General features: G+C 69.9%; 16 protein-coding genes and 2 tRNA genes. 14 read left to right on the top strand and 4 right to left on the bottom strand.

The genetic code is table 11. From position 1 onward, the window contains the following. Nucleotides 1-61: 61 nt before the first annotated feature. Nucleotides 62-2,605 (bottom strand): aminopeptidase N, encoded by a 2,544-nt coding sequence (pepN, locus tag B042_RS0113390; protein WP_028648727.1) that lies wholly within the window; start codon nucleotides 2,603-2,605, stop codon nucleotides 62-64. A gap of 232 nt (nucleotides 2,606-2,837) precedes the next feature. On the opposite strand from pepN, the gene B042_RS0113385 reads away from it, so the two are divergent. The 9 genes from B042_RS0113385 (at nucleotide 2,838) to B042_RS0113345 (ending at nucleotide 10,349) form a co-directional block, all read left to right on the top strand. After that, entirely contained in the window at nucleotides 2,838-3,476 is a 639-nt protein-coding gene (locus B042_RS0113385; RefSeq protein WP_028648726.1) for a DSBA oxidoreductase, read from the top strand. A gap of 78 nt (nucleotides 3,477-3,554) precedes the next feature. Next, nucleotides 3,555-3,713, top strand: coding sequence for a hypothetical protein (locus tag B042_RS26125; RefSeq protein WP_197024303.1), 159 nt, complete (start codon nucleotides 3,555-3,557; stop codon nucleotides 3,711-3,713). Nucleotides 3,714-3,797: 84 nt separating this feature from the next. Further along, nucleotides 3,798-5,219, top strand: a complete 1,422-nt coding sequence (locus tag B042_RS0113375) for an aldehyde dehydrogenase family protein (RefSeq protein ID WP_028648725.1) — start codon at nucleotides 3,798-3,800, stop codon at nucleotides 5,217-5,219. A 141-nt stretch (nucleotides 5,220-5,360) separates the two neighbouring features. Continuing rightward, nucleotides 5,361-5,501 (top strand): hypothetical protein, encoded by a 141-nt coding sequence (locus tag B042_RS26120; protein ID WP_197024301.1) that lies wholly within the window; start codon nucleotides 5,361-5,363, stop codon nucleotides 5,499-5,501. 97 nt (nucleotides 5,502-5,598) lie between these two features. Next, nucleotides 5,599-6,066: a ribose-5-phosphate isomerase gene (locus tag B042_RS0113365; protein ID WP_028648724.1), complete on the top strand. Its 468-nt coding sequence runs from the start codon at nucleotides 5,599-5,601 to the stop codon at nucleotides 6,064-6,066. A gap of 597 nt (nucleotides 6,067-6,663) precedes the next feature. Beyond that, complete coding sequence (locus B042_RS0113360; RefSeq protein ID WP_028648723.1) at nucleotides 6,664-7,767, top strand: PP2C family protein-serine/threonine phosphatase; 1,104 nt, start codon at nucleotides 6,664-6,666, stop codon at nucleotides 7,765-7,767. Between the two features lie 257 nt (nucleotides 7,768-8,024). Continuing rightward, nucleotides 8,025-9,368 carry a magnesium transporter gene (mgtE, locus tag B042_RS0113355; protein ID WP_028648722.1) on the top strand — a complete coding sequence of 448 codons (1,344 nt, stop codon included), beginning with the start codon at nucleotides 8,025-8,027 and terminating at the stop codon, nucleotides 9,366-9,368. A gap of 105 nt (nucleotides 9,369-9,473) precedes the next feature. Then, nucleotides 9,474-9,674 (top strand): Rv0909 family putative TA system antitoxin, encoded by a 201-nt coding sequence (locus B042_RS0113350; protein ID WP_028648721.1) that lies wholly within the window; start codon nucleotides 9,474-9,476, stop codon nucleotides 9,672-9,674. Nucleotides 9,675-9,851: 177 nt separating this feature from the next. Beyond that, nucleotides 9,852-10,349: a hypothetical protein gene (locus tag B042_RS0113345; protein WP_028648720.1), complete on the top strand. Its 498-nt coding sequence runs from the start codon at nucleotides 9,852-9,854 to the stop codon at nucleotides 10,347-10,349. Between the two features lie 18 nt (nucleotides 10,350-10,367). Here B042_RS0113345 and B042_RS0113340 read toward each other — a convergent pair whose 3' ends face one another. From B042_RS0113340 to B042_RS0113330, 3 genes are all read right to left on the bottom strand, one after another. Then, complete coding sequence (locus B042_RS0113340) at nucleotides 10,368-12,230, bottom strand: ABC transporter ATP-binding protein (protein WP_028648719.1); 1,863 nt, start codon at nucleotides 12,228-12,230, stop codon at nucleotides 10,368-10,370. A gap of 106 nt (nucleotides 12,231-12,336) precedes the next feature. Next, a complete protein-coding gene (locus tag B042_RS0113335) occupies nucleotides 12,337-12,837 on the bottom strand; it encodes an adenylyltransferase/cytidyltransferase family protein (protein WP_028648718.1) in 501 nt (166 codons plus the stop codon). 346 nt (nucleotides 12,838-13,183) lie between these two features. After that, a tRNA-Gly gene (locus B042_RS0113330) sits at nucleotides 13,184-13,254 on the bottom strand. A 116-nt stretch (nucleotides 13,255-13,370) separates the two neighbouring features. Between B042_RS0113330 and B042_RS0113325 the strand changes: the two genes are divergently transcribed. From B042_RS0113325 to clpX, 5 genes are all read left to right on the top strand, one after another. Next, nucleotides 13,371-13,445 (top strand) — tRNA-Pro (locus B042_RS0113325). Between the two features lie 229 nt (nucleotides 13,446-13,674). Continuing rightward, nucleotides 13,675-15,105: a trigger factor gene (gene tig, locus B042_RS0113320; protein WP_028648717.1), complete on the top strand. Its 1,431-nt coding sequence runs from the start codon at nucleotides 13,675-13,677 to the stop codon at nucleotides 15,103-15,105. Nucleotides 15,106-15,315: 210 nt separating this feature from the next. Then, on the top strand, nucleotides 15,316-15,948 hold the full coding sequence (locus tag B042_RS0113315) for a ClpP family protease (RefSeq protein WP_081748773.1): 633 nt from the start codon (nucleotides 15,316-15,318) through the stop codon (nucleotides 15,946-15,948). Nucleotides 15,949-15,997: 49 nt separating this feature from the next. Next, nucleotides 15,998-16,654: an ATP-dependent Clp protease proteolytic subunit gene (locus B042_RS0113310; RefSeq protein ID WP_028648715.1), complete on the top strand. Its 657-nt coding sequence runs from the start codon at nucleotides 15,998-16,000 to the stop codon at nucleotides 16,652-16,654. 282 nt (nucleotides 16,655-16,936) lie between these two features. Next, the gene (gene clpX / locus B042_RS0113305) at nucleotides 16,937-18,211 is read left to right on the top strand and encodes an ATP-dependent Clp protease ATP-binding subunit ClpX (RefSeq protein WP_028648714.1); all 1,275 of its coding nucleotides are present in this window, start codon (nucleotides 16,937-16,939) and stop codon (nucleotides 18,209-18,211) included. Nucleotide 18,212: the final 1 nt, after the last annotated feature.

The following is an 18,212-nucleotide window of genomic DNA, read 5'->3' as shown; positions in this document are numbered from 1 at the left end:
GCTGTAGGCCGGGCGGGTGGGGGCGGCGCGGCCCCGGGCGTCCCCCGGGGCCGCTTGGGTTCTAGCCCTTGCCAGCTTCGGCGTCCCTGGCGCGGGCGCGCAGGGCGCGCTCGACACCAGCCTGTCCCTCCACCAGCAGACGGCGCAGCGCCGGGGGCGGAGCGTGCTCGGCGATGTAGGCGTCGGTGCGCTCCAGCGTCGCCTCCTCCACCAGGCCGCCGGGGTACATCATCTCCGCGAAGCTCTGGGCGAACTCGCCGGTCCACTTCTCCCACGCCGGGGCCAACCGGTCGTAGTACCTGTCCACGAACGGGCGGTACAGCTCCTCATGGCCGGGCTCGGTGAAGCCCGCCAGGGTCGCCCGGAACTCGGCGTTGGCCAGGTCCGCGCCCACGATCCGCTCCCAGGCGGCCTCCTTGGCCTCGGGGGTGGGGATCGCGGCCCGCGCGCCCGCCGCCTTGCGCTGGCCGGTCGCCGTCGGGTCGGCCTTCAGCTCGGCGGTGATCTCCGCCTCCCCGGCCCGGCCCCGGGAGACCAGGCGGTGCAGCAGCGTCCAGCGCAGGTCGGTGTCGACCTCCAGGCCCTCCACGGTGATCGCGCCGTCGAGCAGCCCCTGGAGCAGCGACAGGTGCGCGTCGGACTCGGCGGCCCCGGCCAGCGCGTTGACGTAGGCGAGCTGGAGGTCCCCACCGGGCTCGGCGGAGGTCAGCAGCTCGCGCAGCCGCTCGGCCAGCAGCTCGAAACCGGTCTCCCGCCAGGCGGGGTCGGCGTAGTTGACCAGCGCCCCGGTGGCCTGGCGCAGCAGGGTCTGCGCGACCATCACGTCGCTCACGCCGCTGATACCCGAGAGCACCAGGGACACGTAGTCGCGGGCGGCCATCTCCGCGTCGCGGGTCATGTCCCACGCCGCCCCGAAGGCCAGCGCGCGCGGCAGCGACTCGGTGATCTCGCCGACGCCCCCCACCACGGTGCGCAGGGAGCGCTCGTCCAGGCGGATCTTGGTGAAGGTGAGGTCGTCGTCGTTGATCAGGACCAGGTCCGGCCGGGCCGAACCCACCAGGTCGGGCACCTCGGTACGGGGGCCGCTGACGTCCAGCTCCACGCGCTCGCGGCGCACGATCCCGGCGTCGGTGCGCTCGTACAGACCGATCGCCAGGCGGTGGGAGCGCAGCGTCGGGTGCTCCGGGGCGGCCTCCTGGAGCACGGCGAACGACGTGAAGCGGCCCTCGTCGTCCACCTCGAACTCCGGGCGCATGGTGTTGACGCCCGTCGTCTCCAGCCACTCGCGCGACCACTCCGACAGGTCGCGGCCGGAGGCCGCCGCCAGGTGGCGCAGCAGGTCGCTCAGTTCGGTGTTGCCGTAGGCGTGCTCCTTGAAGTAGGCGCGCACGCCCGCGAAGAACGCGTCCACGCCCACGTAGGCCGCGAGCTGCTTGAGCACCGAGGCGCCCTTGGCGTAGGTGATGCCGTCGAAGTTGACCTCGACGGCCTGGATGTCGACCATGTCGGCCGCGATCGGGTGGGTGGAGGGGAGCTGGTCCTGGCGCAGCGCCCAGGCCTTCTCCACGTTGGCGAACGTGGTCCACGCGTCCGTCCACCGGGTGGCGTTGGCCTGGCAGTACACGCTGGCGTAGGTGGCGAACGACTCGTTCAGCCACAGGTCGTCCCACCAGCGCATGGTGACCAGGTCGCCGAACCACATGTGCGCCATCTCGTGGAGGATGGTCTCCGCTCGGCGCTCGTAGCGCGCGTCGGTCACACGGGAGCGGAAGACGTAGTCCTCCAGGAACGTGACCGCGCCCGCGTTCTCCATAGCGCCCGCGTTGAACTCGGGCACGAACAACTGGTCGTACTTGCCGAAGGGGTAGCGCAGGTCGAACAGTCCGTGGAAGAAGTCGAAGCCCTTCTTGGTGACGTCGAAGAGGGCGTCGGCATCCAGGTGCTCGGCCAGCGAGGCGCGGCAGTACAGCCCCAGCGGGATACCGTCGTGCTCGTCGCGCACCACGTGGTAGGGCCCGGCCACGAGCGCGGTGATGTAGGGCGACACCACCGGTGTGGGCGGGAAGTGCCAGCGGACTCGGCCGCCGTCCCCGGCCGGCTCGCGCTCCACGTCCGGCGCGCTGTTGGAGACGACCTCCCAGGAGTCGGGGGCGAACACCGTCAGCTCGAACGCCGCCTTCAGGTCGGGCTGGTCGAAGCAGGTGTACATCCGGTGCGCGTCGGCCGTCTCGAACTGGCTGTACAGGTACACCCCGCCGTCGACCGGGTCGACGAACCGGTGCAGGCCCTCGCCGGTGCGCATGTAGGCGGCGTCGGCCACGACCGTCAGCTCGTTCTCGGCGGCCACCTCCGGGAGGACCAGGCGCTCGCCGTCGAACAACTCGGCCGGGTCCAGCTCCCGGCCGTTGAGCGTCGCCGAGGCCACCGCCGGGGCGGTCAGGTCCACGAAGGTCCGCGCACCCGCCTCCGAGCTCGTGAATCGGATCACGGTGGTGGACCGGAAGGTCTCGTCACCGGTGGTCAGGTCGAGCTCCACGGTGTAGGAGTCGACGTCCAGGATCCGCGCCCGCTCCCGAGCCTCGTCCCGCGTCAGGTTCCCCGCCACGCCACGCTCCCTCCACGGCCGCCGTCGCCGACGGCCGGACATCGTTGCCGTTCCCGTCGGGCCCTGCCGGTGGGCGGTGAGCGCGGTCGGGTCCGGTGGTCGTCATGAACTCGGTCCGATCCTGCCACGCACCGCGCCGGAATGCGCAACCAGAAGCCGTGGTTGTCCCTTGGCGGCGGGTACCTTCCCCGCACAGCCATGTCCCAGCGCCCCCGTACGACGAGGAGCAGCCATGACGCAGTCCCCCGAACAGCCCGCCGCACCCGAGGGTGTCGCTGTCGCCGACATGTGGTTCGACCCGGCCTGCCCCTGGGCGTGGGTCACCTCCCGCTGGCTGCTGGAGGTGGAGAAGGTGCGCCCGGTCCGGGCGCGCTGGCACGTGATGAGCCTGTCCGTCCTCAACGAGGGCCGAGACCTGCCGCAGGACTACCGCGAACTCCTCGACAGCGCGTGGGGCGCGGTGCGCGTGTGCACTGCGGCCGAGCAGAAGTACGGGCCGGAGGTGCTCGGCGCCCTCTACACCGCCTACGGGGAGAGGCTCCACCACGAGGGTGCGCCCCGCACCGAGGAGACCCACCGCGCGGCCCTGGCCGCGGCGGGCCTGCCCGAGGACCTGGCCGCCTGCGCCGACTCCACCGAGTACGACACGGCGCTGCGCGCCTCGCACGCCGAGGCGATGAAGCTGGTGGGCGAGGACGTGGGCACCCCCGTCATCAGCGTGGAGGGGGTGTCCTTCTTCGGACCGGTGGTCACCCCGGTCCCGCGCGGTGAGGAGGCCGGCCGCCTCTGGGACGGTGTGCGCCTGGTCGCCGGGGTCGAGGGCTTCTACGAACTCAAGCGCACCCGCACGGCCTCCCCGTCCTTCGAGTAGTTTCCGTTACAGTCTGTTCCGGGCGGGCGCGGTGCCCGCCCGGAGCCGGGTGTGTGAGGCAGAGCAGGGGGCGTGACCGTGGCCGGACCCGACGGCGACCGCAGGGTCGACTTCTTCGACGACCTCGACATCCTTCCCGACACCACCGGCGACGAGCGCCCGCTGGGCTGGGGCGACGACACGGCCGACGACGACACCGCGCGGCTGCTCGACGAGCGTCCGCCGCACTGGGACTGAGCCCCGCCGGTCGGGGATCGGTGAAACCACGGGTCCCGGTCTCCGCTGTGGCCCACCCGAATCGCGTTCTGCGAAAGTGGAAGTATGCGATCCCTCTACATCGACGGCGCCTGGTGCCCGTCCGCCTCCGACGAGGGCCTGGACGTGGTGGACCCGGCGACCGAGCAGGTCATCGACACCGTCCCGGCCGGAGCGTCCGAAGACGTCGACGCGGCGGTCGAGGCCGCTGTGAAGGCCCAGCCCGGGTGGGCGGCGCTCACCCCCGGCCAGCGCGTCACGCACCTCTCCAAGGCACTGGAGCTGTACGACTCCCGCATCAAGGACACCGCCGCGCTCCTCACCCGTGAGATGGGCGCGCCCTCGGTGTTCGCCCTCAAGGTCCAGGCGGGCCTGCCCTCCCTGATGTTCCAGACCTTCATCGACCTGGTCGAGGAAGTCGGCGACCGTTTCTTCGAGGGCGAGCGCGTGGGCACCTCGCTCGTCGTGCGTGAGCCCATCGGTGTGGTCGGCGCCATCACCCCGTGGAACTACCCGCTGCACCAGATCGTGCTCAAGGTCGTCCCGGCGATGCTCGCGGGCAACACCGTCGTCCTCAAGCCCAGCGAGGTGGCGCCCCTGTCCGCCTACGCGCTCACCGAGGTCTTCCACGAGGCGGGCCTGCCCGCGGGCGTGTTCAACCTCGTGTCGGGGACCGGCCCGGTCGTCGGCGAGGCGATCTCCGCCCACCCCGGCGTCGACATGGTCTCCTTCACCGGCTCCACGCGCGCCGGGACCAGGGTCAGCCAGGTCGCCGCCGAGACCGTCAAGCGGGTGGCGCTCGAACTGGGCGGCAAGTCCCCCAACATCGTGCTCCCCGACGCCGACCTCGCCCGGGCCGTCAAGCGCGGCGTGGCCGACGTCATGCGCAACACCGGGCAGAGCTGCAACGCCCTCACCCGCATGCTCGTGCACCGCGACTCCTACGACGAGGCCGTGGAGATCGCCGCGGCCGCCGCCGCCAAGTACACCCCCGGAGACCCCTGGGAGGAGGGCACCCGCATGGGGCCGCTGGTCTCCGAAACCCAGCTCGAACGCGTCCGCGACTACATCCGCGTCGGCGTCGAGGAGGGCGCCCGCCTGGTGGTCGGCGGCGCCGACCCCGTCGAGGGCCGCGCGAAGGGCTACTTCGTCGGTCCGACGGTCTTCGCCGACGTGCGCAACGACATGCGCATCGCCCGGGAGGAGATCTTCGGCCCGGTGCTCGTCCTCATCCCCTACGACACCGAGGACGAGGCGGTCGCCATCGCCAACGACACCGTCTACGGGCTCAACGCCGCCGTCTGGTCGGGCGACCCCGACCGGGCCCTGTCGGTGGCGCGCCGGGTCAAGGCCGGACAGGTCGAGGTCAACGGCGGAGCCGTCAACCCGCGCGCGCCCTTCGGCGGCTACAAGCAGTCCGGCAACGGACGCGAGTGGGGCCTGCCCGGCATCGAGGAGTTCTGCGAGACCAAGTCCCTCCAACTGTGACCGCGGGCCCCGCGCCGCGGTGTGGGCGGACTCATACCGCGGTCGGTCCCGCCGCGGAATCGGACCCGGTGAGCGGCGCGTTGTCGGGTGTGGAAAAATCCGGTGACGGATGTCCCCGGCCGCAATCGAACGAGGTGTGAGTTGAGCAAGAAGCCTGCGGTCTCCAAGGCAGGGCCCCTGTTCGGGGACCTCAAGATGATCCTGGTGAGCAACCTGGTCGCGGTGGGCTCCATCGTCCTGTTCGCCGCCCTCGGTCTGAGCGTGGCCGCGGCCGCGGGCTGAGGCGGCCGGGCCCCGAGCCGCTTCCGCCCCGCCCCGTCCGCACCGGAGGGGGCGGGGCGCGGTGCTTCGAGCCCGCGTGACCTGCCAGACTGTGTCCGTGCGTGTTTATCTTGGATCAGATCATGCGGGCTACGAGCTCAAGGAACACCTCGTCTCCTGGTTGAAGGAGCACGGTCACGAGGTGGTCGACGCCGGCCCGGCCGTCTACGACGCCGTGGACGACTACCCGCCCTTCGTCCTGCGTGCCGCCGAGGGCGTGGCCGCCGACCCGGGCTCGCTCGGCGTCGTCATCGGAGGGTCGGGCAACGGCGAGCAGATCGCCGCCAACAAGGTCAGGGGCGTCCGTGCCGCGCTGGCCTGGAGTGAGGAGACCGCCCGCCTGGCACGCGAGCACAACGACGCCAACGTCCTGGGCATCGGCGGCCGGATGCACTCGCTGGAGGAGGCCACCCGGTTCGTGGAGGTCTTCCTCACCACGCCCTACAGCGACGAGGAGCGGCACACCCGCCGTATCGGCATGCTCTCCGCCTACGAGGACTCCGGCGAACTGCCTCCCCTTTCCTGACACCCGACCGCCCCGGTCTCCGTGCCCTCCTGGCGCGGGGACCGGCATTGCCGCGCCCCGTCGTCCTCACCGTCCGGCCGCCGCGGCGAGGGACGACCGGCCCTGGTCAGAGCACCTCCCCGTGTGGGAACCTGGTCTGTACCGGGCAGCCGCCCGGTGCCGCCCCCGGCTTTCGTCCCCCGGCCCCGCGCAGGTCGCGCGGTGGCGTCCGAGCGAGGGTGGTCGCCCCTGTCAACGTCCATAGGACCCTCGTATATGTGAGGGAAAGTCCTCTACTCTCGGTTATCGGTTCAACCTAAACCTGCGGTTTTGGGGAGAACGCCGCTGGTTGCACGTGCCACGTCCGCGCCCTCCGCGCTACAGTTCGTGCACAAGTGGAGGGTTCCCCGACGCCCGTGCACGGCACTTTCGACCGCCATGAGCCGGGCGGTGCCCCCGTACCCGCCCCGTCGCCCCGCGGCGAGGGCCCTTTCCGTCCAGCGGCCGCGCACACGTCCCACGGGCGAGCGGCGGCCGCAGGGCCCCGAAGTGACGACCGTGCCGACCGAGTACCCGCAACCCCCGCGTACGCGCGGGCGCCTCGACCCCAGGTGACTGATGAAGCCCACACCGACTGCCAAGTCCACCCGGCTGCTGCGCTCCACCGCGCAGCGGCTCGTAGCGGTGCTCCGGCGCAAGGTGCTGTTCCGCTACCGGATCGTCCTCATCACCCTGGTCGTCCTGGCGGTGGGCATCGGTGTCGGCGCCGTGTGGGGCCCCACCGGATGGTTCCCGCCCAGCCTGACGGTCCTGCCCCTGCTGGCCGGCGGGCTCCTGCTCAAGCGCAAGAGCCTGGCCTTCCTGCTCACCGTGGTCGTGGCCGTGCTGGGCTTCACCGCCTACATGCTGGAGGTCGGACAGGTCGGTCCCGGGCTGCTGGTCACCATCGGTGTCACCTCCGTACTCTCCTACCTGCTCTCTGGCGTGCGCGAACGCCTCGGCGTGCAGGGGCTCAGCGGCGAGATGATGCTCCTGGACCTGCGCGACCGGCTGCGCCACCAGGGCCGCCTGCCCGACCTGCCCAAGGGGTGGGGGCGCACCTCCGTCCTGCGCCAGGCGGGCGGCTCCTCCTTCGGCGGTGACTTCGTCGTCTCCACCCTGCGCGGCAACCGCCTCGACGCGGCCGTGGTCGACGTCTCCGGCAAGGGCGTGGACGCCGGAACCAGGGCCCTGATGCTCTCTGGGGCCTTCAGCGGCCTCATCGGCGCGGTGCCCGCCAAGGAGTTCCTGGAGCGCTGCAACGACTACCTCATGAGCAATTCCGGCGGTGAGGGATTCGTCACGGCCGTGCACCTGAGCCTGGACCTGGAGACGGGCGAGTACGACGTCGCCTCGGCCGGCCACCCGCCCGCCCTGCACTACGACAGCGGGCGCGGGCTGTGGACCACCACCGAGGCCAAGGGTGTGGTGCTCGGCGTCATTCCGGAGATGACCTACTCCACCGCCCAGGGCCTGCTGCGCCCGGGCGATGCCATCATGCTCTGCACGGACGGCCTCATCGAGACCCCCGGCGAGGATCTCGACGCCGGGATCGACCGGCTCCTGGGGATGGCCGAGTCCGTCGTCGGACGCGGCTTCAAGACCGGCGCCGCGCAGATCGTCGACACCCTCAGCAAGGACAAGAACGACGACTGCGCCCTCGTCGTCCTCTGGCGCGACTGACGCCGCGGCGGCCGACACGGGCGTACCGTCCGCCCGTCCTGCCTGTAGGGTCGACCTGCAATCCCCGATCCCGGCACGGCGGACGACCGTGCGCACGTCCCCGGTACGCCGTGCCCTCCCTCCTCCGCCCAGGAGCCGAAGCGGAGCGCACCGGAACCGTGGACGCATGGGGCCGTGCCATGGACCGGGGCATCCCGAATCAGGCGGCTCCGCGGGCGTGCCCGCGCGGCGACAGAGGACGCGAGGGGATGCTTCGCATGGCAGACGGCGAGCGCGCTGAGGAACTGGACGTTCTGGTCGAGAGGAACGACCTGACCGGTATCAGGCTCTGGTTGGCCGAACACAGGCCCTATGAGATCGCCGACGAACTCAGCCGTCTGGCCGACCCCTACGTCATCATCCCCTTCCGGCTCCTGGACAAGGACCGCGAGCTGGAGGTCTTCGAGGAACTCGATCCCGGACTGCAGCAGGTCGTCCTCCAGGGACTGCGGGACACGGCCTTCCACGAACTCCTGGAGGAGATGGACCCCGACGACCGGGCCCGGCTGATCGGGGAGGCCCCCGCCAAGATCGCCACCCGGGCCCTGGCCGGGCTGAGCCCCGCCGAACGGAAGATGACCGCGGCGCTGCTGGGCTATCCGGAGGACTCCGTCGGCCGGTACATGACCCCCGAAACGGTCATCCTGCACCGCGACCTCACGGTGGGACGCGCTCTGGAGGTGGTACGCGCCAAGGGCGCCGACGCCGAGACCGTCTACACCCTCCCGGTGGTCAGCGACGGGCGCCGCCTCGTCGGCACGGTCGGGCTGAGCGACCTCGTCGTGAGCGCCGACGAACTGCTGATCAAGGACATCGTGGACGTACTCGCGCCGCGGGTGCGGGCCACCGAACCGGTCGAGGACGCGGCCCGCCTCATGCAGGAGGCCAACCTCGTCTCCCTGTCCGTGGTGGACTCCGAGGAGCGCTTCGTCGGCCTTCTGACCTTCGACGACGCGCTGGAGGTCATCGAGGCCGCCGACACCGAGGACATGGCCCGCCAGTCGGGTGCCAGTCCCGTCGCGGAGCACTACGCGTCGGTGGGCGTGTTCCGGCTGGTCGGAGCCCGGGTGCTGTGGCTGACCCTGCTGATCGTGGCGGCGACGCTGACCGTCAACGTCATGCAGGTCTTCGAGCCGACTCTGGAGGCGGTCACCGCCCTGGCGATGTTCGTGCCGATGCTCATCGGCACCGGCGGCAACGTCGGCGCCCAGTCGGCCACGGCCATCGTGCGCGCGCTGGCCGTCGGCGAGGTGCGGGTGCGCGACCTCCCGGTGGTGATCTGGAAGGAGGCGCGGGTCGGCCTGCTGCTCGGTGTCGTCCTGGCCCTGCTGGCGCTGGGGATCGGCTCGCTGCTCGTCGGGGTCCAGGTCGCGGTGGTCGTCGCCTGCTCGGTGATCGCGGTGTGCACGTGGGCGGCGATCATCGGCTCGTCGATGCCCCTGTTCGCGCGCAAGGTGGGAGTGGACCCCGCCGTGGTCTCCTCGCCCATGGTGGCCACCCTGGTGGACGCCACCGGTCTGCTCATCTACTTCTCCTTCGCCACGCTGATCCTGGGCCTTTGACGGCTCCGTCACCCGCACACACCGTTCCCGGATCAGCGCTCTCCGCATGAAACGCAGGTGAAACGGGTATCGCGGTAGGAGCAGGCACGGATCTAGGGGGATTCCATGTCCGGTATCAGAGATGCGATCAACCGCCTGAAGAAGACGGCGGGTGACCACCCCGACAAGACGGAGTCCGCGGTCGACAAGGCGGCCGACGCCGCGAAGAAGGCCACCGGCGGAACCCACGACGACAAGATCGACAAGGGAGCCGGAGCCGCTACGGACTACCTGCGCAAGCGCGCCCAGGGGGACAAGGACGCGTAGAAGGCATGCGACCGCCGAGGGGCGGGGGCGGCGGACCGTGCGCGGGACACGCCGCCCCCACCCTTCTCCGCGCTGATACCACCGCCGCGACCTGCTGATACGGCGTCTCGGACGGTCGGGTCCGGTGCGGCGTGAGGTTACGCTGCTGAGGTAGGGCGAACCTGAGGTGGTGCGGGTGTGAGTGCGACCAGTACGGGCCCGTGCCGGCTCACGGTCTGTCGCGGCTGCTGCTGCGGGACCAGGAAGAAGGTCCCGGGCGTGGACCACAAGGCCCAGCTCGCCAGGCTCAGCGCCATCGACGACCGCTCCGGGCGCACCGTCCCGGTCCGCACCAGCAAGTGCCTGGGGATCTGCTTCCAGCGCAACGTGGTGGTCGTCCAGCCCTCGGGGGAGGGCCGGTCGGCGGGCGGCCGACCCGTGTGGCTCGGGGAGGTCACCGAGGACGCGCTGGTCGAGGCGATCGACAGCTGGATCTTCGAGGGCGGCCCCGGCCTGGCGCCCCTGCCCGCGGAGCTGGCCGACCACGTCACCTCCAAGAACGCCAGGAAGCCCAAGAAGCGCAAGAGGCCCGAGCGCTCCAAGGCCGCCAAGCAGAAGCGCAAGAAGGACCGGGAGAAGGCGGCCAAGAAGGACAAGGGCAAGAAGAAGGCCAAGAAGAGTAAGAGCAAGAAGTAAGGCGTGGAGGTCTGCGCCTCAGCCGCGCTGCGGGGCGAACTGCGTCCGGTACAGCGCCGTGTACAGCCCGCCCCGCTCCAACAGGTCCTCGTGCGTGCCGCGCTCCAGGATCCGCCCGTCCTCCAGCACCAGGATCTGGTCCGCCTCCCGCACGGTCGCCAGCCGGTGCGCGATCACCAGGGACGTCCGCCCCTTGAGCGCCGCCGCCAGAGCCTCCTGCACCGCCGCCTCCGACTCCGAGTCCAGATGGGCCGTGGCCTCGTCCAGCACCACCACCGACGGCTCCTTCAGCAGCAGGCGCGCGATGGCCAGCCGCTGCTTCTCACCGCCGGAGAGCCGGTACCCGCGATCGCCCACCATGGTGTCCAGCCCGTGGGGCAACTGCTCCAGGAGCGGCCCCAACCGGGCCAGGCGCAGCACCCGCTCCAACTCCTCGTCGGTGGCTCCCGGACGGGCGTAGCGCAGGTTCGCACCGACCGTGTCGTGGAACAGTTGGGCGTCCTGGGTGACCACGCCCACCGACCTCCGGAGCGAGTCGCCGGTGGCCTCACGCAGGTCGAGCCCGCCGATGCGGACACTGCCCTCGGAGGGGTCGTACAGCCGCGACACCAGGTGGGTCAGTGTGCTCTTGCCCGCTCCGGAGGGCCCCACCAGGGCGACCATCGTCCCGGGTTCGGCGCGGAAGGAGACCTCGCTCAGAACCTCGGTGTCCTCGGCCTCTGCGACCGCCTGCGGGGTGAGTTCCAGAGAGGCGACCGAGAGGTCCTCCGAGCCGGTGTAGCGGAAGGACACACCGTCGAACTCCACCGCGGCCGGCCCCTCGGGGACCGGACGGGCGTCCGGGCTCTCCCTGATACCCGGCTCCAGGTCGAGGACCTCGAAGACCCGGTCGAAGGAGACCAGGGCCGTCATGATCTCCACGTGCACGTTGGACAGCGTGGTGACGGGCCCGTACAGGCGGGTGAGCAGTGTGGTCAGCGCGACCAGGGTGCCCACCTCGAACGCGCCGCCGACGGCGAGAACGCCGCCGACGCCGTAGACCATGGCCATGGCCAGGGCCGTGATCAGGCCCATGAGGCTGAACAGCAGGGAGCCGAACATGGCTTGGCGCACACCGAGGTCGCGGACCCGGCCCGCGTGCCGTTCGAAGCCCGACGCCTCCTCGTCCGGCCGCCCGTACAGCTTGACGAGCATCGCTCCGCCGACGTTGAACCGCTCGGTCATCAGCGAGCTCATCGCGGCGTTGTTCTCCATCCCCTCCCGGGTGACAACGGCCAGTCTGCGGCCGATGACCTTGGCGGGTACGACGAACAGGGGCACCAGGGCCAGCGCCACGAGCGTCACCTGCCAGGACAGGGCGAACATCGTGACGATGACGGCGGTGGCGCTGATGAGGTTGGACACCACCGACTGCAGGACCGAGGTGATCGCCCGCTGCGCGCCCACCACGTCGGTGTTCAGCCGACTGATGAGCGAGCCGGTCTGCGTGCGGGTGAAGAAGGACAGCGGCATCCGCTGGACATGGCGGAACACCTCGGTGCGGAGGTTGTAGATGACGCCCTCACCGATGCGCGCGGACAGCCACCGGCCCGACAGGGTCAGCGCGCTCTCCACCACCGCCAGAGCGGCCGCGGCGGCCGCGAGCCACACCACCAGGGTGGTGTTCCCCGGCAGGATGCCCTGGTCGATGATGGCCCGCAGCAGCAGCGGGTTGGCCACCACGACAGCCGATCCCACCATGGTGACCAGGACGAACGCCGTGATCTTCCGCCGGTGCGGACGGGCGTAAGAGACCACGCGGCGGGTGATGCCCGGGGGCAGGTCCTGGCCCTTGGCGCTTCCGTCGTCGATCAGACTCCTCAGCGGCCTGCCTTGCATCATGGGCGGAGCCGTCCTCCTCGCGAGATCACTTGTGGGTCAACACCGGGGCGCACCGGACGCTTCCCGGGGCGGACCCCGGGAGAGGCTATCGGTTTCCGCGCCGTGTTCAGAGCGTATGCGCGAGGCGGCCCAGTGCCGCGGTGGTGGACCGGCCGGGGGTGAAGGGCAGCTCCCACGCCTGGGCGTTCAGCGCGTCGGCGCCGCGGATCTTGGCTTGGGCGTACCGGTCGCCGGCGGTGTAGGCCAGGGCGGCGGGCGCCAGGGGGCGCAGGAGTTCGGCGTAGGAGGCCCAGTCGGCCACCCCGGGTGGTCCCTCGACCACGAAGGAGGCCGTCACACAGGAGAGGGCGGCGACGGTCTCGGCGCGCTCCTGGGCGGGGTTGATCGGCCGTCCGGGGCCCTTCCAGGCGTGGACGCGCTCGTCGGACTCGATGCCGACGGCCAGGGGGAGACCGCGTTCGGCGATGCTCTGGAGGAAGCGGACGTGGCCGACGTGCAGGACGTCGAACGCGCCGGTGACCACGACCGGCCGGCGGGGCGGCTCCGTGGTCCTGAACCAGTGTGCGCTGAGGGGACGGTGCGCGTCGTCCGCGTTCGTGTCCGTCATCGGTCCCCGTTCCACCGCAGATTCGAGGGTGCCCGCACCAGGTCGGTCGGCGGGCCTGTCCGCAGGATCAACGTATCCCCTGTGACGGGCTATTCCGCGTGGCGGGGCCGGATCCGGCCACAATGGCGGCCGCTGCGGGCTTAGCGTGCTGAGGGGGTCGTGGAACACCCGGAACCGGGGGTGCGCGGAGCGGGGGTTCGGGGGTCGTCCCCCGGGTGGGGTGGCGGAGTGCTGTGGTGCCGGGGGCACACGGCGCTCCTGAAACGGAGCGGGGGTTTGGGGGTCGTCCCCCGGGTGGGGTGGCGGAGTGCTGTGGTGCCGGGGGCACACGGCGCTCCTAAAACGGAGCGGGCGACGGGAATCGAACCCGCATGGCCAGCTTGGAAGGCTGGAGTTCTACCATTGAACTACGCCCGCGTGGCGCCAGAGCCCTTGAGTTTCCTCTAGACTCGTGGAGCCGACGGAGACAAGAGTACAGTCTCCGGAGCGCTGCTCGCACCTCCCATCCGTGGTGCGGGGCGGCGTGAGGTGCACGGGGTGTGGCGCAGCTTGGTTAGCGCGCATGCTTTGGGAGCATGAGGCCGCGGGTTCGAATCCCGCCACCCCGACGAGACCACCGTGGCGGCGGCCCGTGGCCGCACGCCTCGGCCTCCTGTCTGTCTGCCCTAGACTTGGTGCGATCAGCAGGAAACTGTAAGTCCCAGCCCGTCGCAGGGCACCCCAGTGAAACGCGGTCACCAGACGTGTCGCGGGGTGCGCGCGTGCCTGTCGCCCCTGTGCGTGGCGCTTGCGCGGGCCGACGCGGACACCAGCCGGCAAACCTAGGAGTACCGCCCCGTGAAGACCGATGTCGAGGAGCTGAGCCCGACCCGGGTCAAGCTGACCATCGAGGTCCCCTTCGAGGAGCTCGAGCACGCTTTCGACGTGACGTACAAGTCGCTCGCCAAGCAGGTCCGGATCAAGGGCTTCCGCCCGGGTAAGGCGCCGGCGCGGCTGATCGACCGCTACGTCGGCCGCGGCGCGGTGATCAGCGAAGCGGTGAACCACGCCGTTCCCGAGCTCTACAACGAGGCCGTCCAGAAGGAGGAGCTCTTCGCCCTCGGACAGCCCGACGTCGAGGTCACCAAGCTGGAGGACCACGACGAGCTCGCCTTCACCGCCGAGGTCGACGTCCGCCCCAAGTTCGAGGTCAAGGACTACAAGGGCATCGCGGTGACCGTGGACAGCGCCGAGGTGACCGACGAGCAGGTCGAGGAGCAGGTCGGGACGCTGCGCGAGCGCTTCTCCACCCTGACCGGCGTCGAACGCCCGATCGAGGACGGCGACCACCTCTCGATCGACCTGTCCGCCGCGGTCGACGGCGAGCCCCTGGAGGACGTGGCCGTCAGCGGCTACTCCTACGAGGTGGGTACCAACACCATGCTGGAGGGCCTCGACGAGACCCTGCGCGGTATGGCGGCCGGCGGCGAGGAGACCTTCAAGACCACTCTGGTGGGCGGTGAGCACGAGGGTACGGAGGCTGACGTCACCGTCACCGTGCACAGCGTGAAGGTCAAGGAGCTGCCCGAGCTGGACGACGAGTTCGCCCAGCTCGCCAGCGAGTTCGACACGATCGGTGAGCTGCGCGACGACGTTCGCAAGCGCATGGGCGAGGTCCGCCGCCTCCAGCAGCTCTCCTCGGCCCGTGACCAGGCCCTGGAGAAGCTGATCGAGTCGGTCGACATCCCGCTGCCGGACTCGGTGGTGGACGAGGAGGTCGACCGCCGCCGCCAGAGCCTGGAGCAGCAGCTCGCCCAGAGCGGCCTCACCAAGGAGGCCTACCTGGAGTCCCAGGAGAAGACCGAGGAGGAGTTCGACGAGGAGCTGAGCACCGGCGCCCGCTCCGCGGTCAAGGCCGGGTTCATCCTCGACCAGTTGGCCATCGAGGAGAACCTCACGGCCGACCAGGGCGAGCTCAGCCAGTACGTGTTCGACCAGGCCCAGCGAATGGGCGTGAGCCCGGACCAGCTCGCCCAGCACCTGGTCGAGTCGAACCAGATCCGTGTCGCCTTCACCGAGGTCGTCCGCGGCAAGGCCATGGACCTGGTCCTGGCCGAGGCCGTGATCACCGACGAGGACGGCAAGACCGTCGAGCCGCCGGAGCGCCCCGGCGCGTCGGACGAGCGGGCCGTGGAGGAGGCCGCGAAGGCCGCCGCTGCCGCCGCGGCCGAGACCGCCGGTGAGGAGCCCGCGGTTGAGGGCTCCGAGAGCGGTGAGGACGCCAAGTAGGTCCGCCCCTGCGGCGTTCACGGGCCCCGTCGGCAGCAGTGCCGGTCGGGGCCCGTTGTCCGTGCGGTCGCCGTGGCGCAACGGCCCCGTCGGCCCGCGGTCACCCTGCGCTCAAAGCGAACAGGGACGGGATCCGGACGAGCACAGGCTCTGTCGGCGTTAGTGTCGGCAGTAGTCGCAACCGTTTCGATTCCGGAGCAGGTGACGAGAGTGCCGCCGACCTTTGAAGAGTCCCCGCGATTCGACGCCCGTACGTCGGAGTCGCAGTTTTCCCCTTTTATGGAGCAGACGCCTCAGCGCCTGCTGCGCCAGCGAATCGTATTTCTCGGTGACCAGGTGGACGACGAGATCGCCAACCGCCTGGTGGGTGAACTCCTGCTGTTGTCCGCGGAGGACCGCCACCGGGACATCACGATGTACATCAATTCACCGGGCGGTTCCGTCACGGCCGGTATGGCGATCTACGACGTCATGCAGTACATCCCCAACGACGTGCGCACGGTGGGCATCGGTCTGGCCGCCTCCATGGGCCAGATGCTCCTGTGCTCCGGCGCTCCGGGCAAGCGCTACGCCCTTCCGCACACGCGCGTGATGATGCACCAGCCCTCCGGCGGCATCGGGGGTACCGCCTCCGACATCCGCATCCTGGCCGATCAGCTCCTCTACGTGAAGAAGATGTTCATCGGCAAGATCGCCGAGCACACCGGGCAGGCCCCGGAGCAGATCGAGAAGGACGCCGACCGCGACCGCTGGTTCACCGCCCAGGAGGCCAAGGAGTACGGCTTCATCGACGAGGTCCTCGAGGGCACCCTCGACGTGACCGAGGGACCTGTCCGGAGTTGATCCCGTCGGACCTGGTTCCAGGAACGGCGTAGTGCGTGGAAGGCGTGAAATGACCGAGTTCAATCCCAGTCTCATCGGCGGCGCGGCCTCGATGGCCCCCCAAAGCCGCTACGTCCTGCCGTCCTACGTGGAGCGGACGTCGTACGGCGTCAAGGAGATGAATCCGTACAACAAGCTCTTCGAGGAGCGGATCATCTTCGTCGGCGTCCAGATCGACGACACGTCGGCCAACGACCTGATGGCGCAGCTCATCACGCTCGAACAGCTCGACTCCGACCGCGACATCCAGATGTACATCAACTCGCCGGGTGGCTCGTTCACCTCGCTGATGGCCATCTACGACACGATGCAGTTCGTGCGCCCCGACATCCAGACGGTCTGCATCGGCCAGGCCGCCTCGGCGGCGGCGATCCTGCTGGCGGGCGGGACCAAGGGCAAGCGCGGTGCGCTGCCCAACGCCCGGATCCTCATCCACCAGCCCGCGACCGAGGGCATGCACGGCCAGGCCAGCGACATCGAGATCCAGGCCAACGAGATCACCCGGATCCGCAGCCAGTTGGAGACCACCCTGGCCCGGCACACGGGGCGCACGGCCGAACAGGTGTCCAAGGACATCGAGCGCGACAAGATCCTCACCTCCGAGGAAGCGGTCGAGTACGGTCTGATCGACTTCGTCCTGCCCTACCGCAAGGCGTCCATGAAGTAGCGGCACCCGGGCCGAGCGGTTCGCAAGCGCGAACCGGCCCTGGCCCCTGGGGCCCCGTGAGGGCCCTGCGGGCCGCATATCCGAGAAGCCGGACCGGTCTTTTGACCCGCCTGGGACAGCCTGGTGGTGAAGCCGGTCCGGTTTTTCGCTTAGTCTGACGAAGAGCGACACACAGATCGCCCTGTCCTTCGCCGTGATCGTGGACGGGACCGCGGAAACGGGCTCCCGAGCGTTCGCGTGAGCGGGGCCGACGGGGCGGCCCTAGTGGTGAGGAGTGGCCGGGTGGCACGCATCGGTGACGGCGGGGACCTGCTGAAGTGCTCGTTCTGCGGCAAGAGCCAGAAACAGGTGAAGAAGCTCATCGCCGGCCCCGGCGTGTACATCTGCGATGAGTGCATCGACCTGTGCAACGAGATCATCGAAGAGGAACTCGCCGACACCACCGAACTGGCCTGGGACAGTCTGCCGAAGCCGCGGGAGATCTACGAGTTTCTGGACTCGTACGTGATTGGTCAGGACGCGGCGAAGAAGGCGTTGTCGGTGGCGGTGTACAACCACTACAAGCGTGTGCGGTCGGAGGGGGAGCGTCCGGGCGAGGAGGGTGTGGAGATCGCCAAGTCCAACATCTTGCTGCTGGGTCCGACGGGGTCGGGCAAGACGCTGTTGGCGCAGACGCTGGCGCGGATCCTGAACGTGCCGTTCGCGATCGCCGACGCCACGGCGCTGACCGAGGCGGGGTATGTGGGCGAGGATGTGGAGAACATCCTGTTGAAGTTGATCCAGGCGGCCGACTACGACGTGAAGAAGGCCGAGACGGGGATCATCTACATCGACGAGGTGGACAAGGTCGCGCGTAAGAGCGAGAACCCCTCGATCACGCGGGACGTGTCGGGTGAGGGGGTGCAGCAGGCGCTGTTGAAGATCCTGGAGGGGACGACGGCGTCGGTGCCGCCGCAGGGGGGGCGCAAGCATCCGCACCAGGAGTTCATCCAGATCGATACGACCAATGTGTTGTTCATCTGTGGTGGGGCGTTCGCGGGGTTGGAGAAGTTGATCGAGTCGCGGACGGGTCGGCAGGGGATGGGGTTCAACGCGGTGTTGCGGCCGCGGTCGGAGGTGGCGGAGTCGGCGCTGCTGGGTGAGGTGATGCCGGAGGATCTGTTGAAGTTCGGGATGATTCCGGAGTTCGTGGGTCGGTTGCCGGTGATCACGAGTGTGCATGATCTGGACCGGGCGGCGCTGGTGCGGATTCTGACGTTGCCGCGCAATGCGTTGGTGAAGCAGTATCAGCGGTTGTTCGAGTTGGATGATGTGGGGTTGGAGTTCACTGAGGGGGCGTTGGAGGCGATTGCGGATCAGGCGATCGTGCGGGGGACGGGTGCGCGTGGGTTGCGGGCGATCATCGAGGAGGTGTTGTTGTCGGTGATGTATGAGGTGCCTTCGCGTGAGGATGTGGGTCGGGTGATCATTACGGGGGAGACGGTGGTGGACCACGTGAATCCGACGATCGTGCGTCGGGGGTTGTCGGAGGGCGGTCCGGAGGAGAAGTCCGCCTGAG

The organism is Nocardiopsis sp. CNT312 (genome assembly GCF_000515115.1).
Lineage (GTDB): Bacteria > Actinomycetota > Actinomycetes > Streptosporangiales > Streptosporangiaceae > Nocardiopsis.
This window is presented reverse-complemented; position numbering and strand designations above follow the sequence as displayed.